This is a genomic window from Photobacterium sp. OFAV2-7, assembly GCF_022347985.1.
Classification (GTDB): Bacteria; Pseudomonadota; Gammaproteobacteria; order Enterobacterales; family Vibrionaceae; genus Photobacterium.
This window is the reverse complement of record NZ_JAKRFQ010000601.1, coordinates 1-3,280: the sequence shown is the minus strand read 5'-3', so window position 1 is coordinate 3,280 and position 3,280 is coordinate 1. Positions and strand designations below refer to the sequence as shown.

The following is a 3,280-nucleotide window of genomic DNA, read 5'->3' as shown; positions in this document are numbered from 1 at the left end:
ACAATCGTCTTACTTGTTAATCTGAGAAGCCGCAGTATCCAAAGCTTCTTTAACTGTCTGACGACCAAGTAGTGCATTTTCGATAGCTGCACCTTCGGCGAACCAGTAAGCTGTCATTTCAGGAATGTTAGGCATGATTTCACCGTTTTGGGCATTGGTCATCGTAGCCGCAATACGGCTGTCTTTAGCCAGAACGTTCTGGAATGACTTCAGTGTTACCGCACCAAGAGGCTTGTCATCGTTGACCATCTTCAGGCCTTCGTTGGTTAGCAAATAGTTCTCAAGAAACTCAACAGACAAGTCCTGGTTCGGGCTAGCGGCGTTGATGCCGGCACTCAGTACGCCAACGAATGGGTTAGAAGCGCCACCGTTAAGCGTCGGCAGTACAGCAACACCGTAGTTTAGGTTTGATTTTTCAAGGTTACCCCACGACCATGGACCATTGATGGTCATCGCGACATTACCTTTGTTGAATTCAGATTCAGAAACGGCGTAATCCATATCTGGTGAAATAACATCTTTCTTAGCCAGGTCAACCAGGAAGCTCAGACCAGCAATACCTGCGTCGCTGTTCACACCAACTTGCTTACCATCAAAGCCAGATTCCGTTTTCTTAAACGCATAACCTCCGTTGGCAGAAATCATCGGCCATGTGAAGTAAGCGTTCTTCACATCCCACATGATGGCTTTCTTGCCTTTTGCCTTCATTTGCTTCTCAATGGCATACAGCTCTTCCCATGTCTTTGGTGGTTCAGGAAGCAGGTCTTTGTTATAAATCAGAGATGGAGACTCAACGGCCATTGGGTAGCCAACCAGCTTGCCATCGTACGTCACCGCATCCCAGCTGAAATCGACAAACTTGTCTTTAAACTCTGCAGAAGGTTTTACTTCAGCCAATAGCCCTGATTTAGCGTATCCGCCAAAACGGTCGTGAGCCCAGAAGATGATGTCCGGACCGCCACCTGTTGCTGCTACCTGCTGGAATTTCGCTTCCAGAGACTCAGGGTACTGAACGTTAACTTTGACACCAGTATCTTCTTCGAACTTTCGGCCAACTTCTGCAAGGCCGTCATAACCTTTATCGCCGTTAATCCAAATCAGGATTTCACCTTCCTGCATGGCAGAGGCTGCCATTGGAAATGCCAGCGCAGTTGTAAGAGAGCAAAGAGTCAGAGTTTTCAGAACACGTTTCATAGTCGATTTCCGTTGTAATTTTTGTGAACAGGGGCATTCTCCTCCCCCCCATGCAGATGAGCATCATCCCCCTGCCTACGCCCCCACCCTGTTTTGCTCAACTATGTGAAACTGAACACATTTTGTTGGACAAAAACGCAAGCGGCGAAGGTAATCCTCCGCCGCTTTCTTAACCGATAAAAAACTGACTACTCTTTTTGATTCAGGCCTAACCTGTTCGCCAAAGGTTCAATAGCCCATCCCTGAACAATCACAGATATCAACACAATAAAGAACACCATATGCATCATTTGCTGTGCCCCTGCGACGCCTTCAGCCGCAGGGATCAAGGCAAAGACAATCGGCGTTGCTCCTTTCAGTCCGATAGCGGAAATGAAGAGCTTCTTCTTGGTACTCACCGCTTTGAACGGTAAAAAGCTAATAAAGACCGCCAGCGGACGGGCAACAAACATCAATATCAACGCCGGAATAATGGCTACCCAGGCATCGCCAATAAGTTCCCTGGGGAAAAACTGCAAACCAAGAATAATGAACATCAAGGCCTGCGCCAGCCATGAAAGACTATTAAAGAAGTGTTTACTTACTTCCTTGCCCCGTCGCAATCCATTTCCTATTACGACACCGGAGACATAGGAAGCAATCAAGATATTTCCACCCAGTACATCACTGCCGTAAGCTGCAATAACAAAGCATGCCAAGATGAATACCGGGATCAGCCCGTATTCTTCAAGCTTGATTTTATTTAGTAAGGTCACGCCCCCCAGCCCGACCAAATAACCGGCACCGATCCCCACGACGATTTGCTGAATCAGTTCAATGCCAATGTCAGCTGCTCCCATCGACTGCCCGGTACTAACAATCATCCCGGTCAGGATCACTACCAGTAACAATGCCACGGGATCATTGGTTGCCGATTCAAACTCAAGGACGGTATCGGTACTTTCTTTTAACTTGAGCTTTTTCGACTCCAGAATAGAAAATACCGCAGCGGCATCGGTAGACGAGACAACAGCGGCAAATAGCATGCAAGTCAAAATATCAAAGTCGAGCACAAAATACAGAATCCCACCCATAATGCCTGTGGTAAACACGACCCCGGCCGTAGAGAGCATCCCCCCTTCTTTATAAGCAACAAGAATACTGGACTTTGAGGTATTCAGCCCTCCGACAAACACAATGACATTAAGAGCCAAAGAGCCAATAAAAGACGTCAGCTCAAGATCATCGTATACAAAATCGAACTCGCCGTTGCCAAACAACAAGCCAACACCGATGAATATCAGTAAAGATGGCAGGCCAAGGGTTTTCGACGGCTGATGAAGCAAAATACCTATTGCCGTCAATACGGCCATTCCCAACATTGTGAACTCTGTACTCAATACAAGACTCCTAACATGTTCTCTGAACAACAATACCCCAGAAGCATTGATAATTCAGATATAAAGCAAACAAAGACTGAAGCAATTTAAAGAAAGCACCATAAATCGCATTTAGTTCAGGGATAACTCAAGTAAATACAGCCAAAGTCATGAAAGTTTAGACTGATACGTTCTAACCTGCCATTAAAAAGTAATGAGATAAAACATCAAAATCAATAGATAAAAGGCATACTGACACATTTTGCAAATAAAAAGACGCTTCGCGCTAAAAACTAACTAAAGCCTCATTAAAATCATGTTTTATTTATTCAGGACACTTGCTATCCACCATCCCTGCTTCGGAACAAAAGCTGTAATGCCAGATAACACCGTGTCTGTCGTATTCCGTATCTGTCGTAGTGAACCTGGAAGATCATCACTTCTGTGTAATAAATGACAAAAAACATGTTCTATATGTATACCCAAACAACCCTAAACAGGTTTATTTGGATATAGGCGACAAGCTGTTACAAGGAGAAGAATGATGAAGTTGAAAGCACTACTTATTGCCGTCAGCTTATTCTCTGTCAACATTGCTGTGGCATCTGATCACTGTAGCTGGTACATCGAAGATCGAGGCTGGTGTACACCGTATTTCCCAACCAGTGATCCGTACCCTTCTAAAGGTAAGTGAATGAAATGAATCCTCTGATGTAACAAAGCCGCTG

3 protein-coding genes are annotated in these 3,280 nt (G+C 45.2%); 1 reads left to right on the top strand and 2 read right to left on the bottom strand.

Going from position 1 to position 3,280, the window contains the following annotated elements:
- Nucleotides 1–9: 9 nt before the first annotated feature.
- The gene (malE, locus tag MHN01_RS21525) at nt 10–1,194 is read right to left on the bottom strand and encodes a maltose/maltodextrin ABC transporter substrate-binding protein MalE (RefSeq protein WP_239413353.1); all 1,185 of its coding nucleotides are present in this window, start codon (nt 1,192–1,194) and stop codon (nt 10–12) included.
- A 188-nt stretch (nt 1,195–1,382) separates the two neighbouring features.
- On the bottom strand, nt 1,383–2,573 hold the full coding sequence (locus tag MHN01_RS21520) for a potassium/proton antiporter (RefSeq protein ID WP_239413352.1): 1,191 nt from the start codon (nt 2,571–2,573) through the stop codon (nt 1,383–1,385).
- Nucleotides 2,574–3,093: 520 nt separating this feature from the next.
- Here MHN01_RS21520 and MHN01_RS21515 point away from each other — a divergent pair.
- Nucleotides 3,094–3,246, top strand: coding sequence for a hypothetical protein (locus MHN01_RS21515; protein ID WP_239413351.1), 153 nt, complete (start codon nt 3,094–3,096; stop codon nt 3,244–3,246).
- Nucleotides 3,247–3,280: the final 34 nt, after the last annotated feature.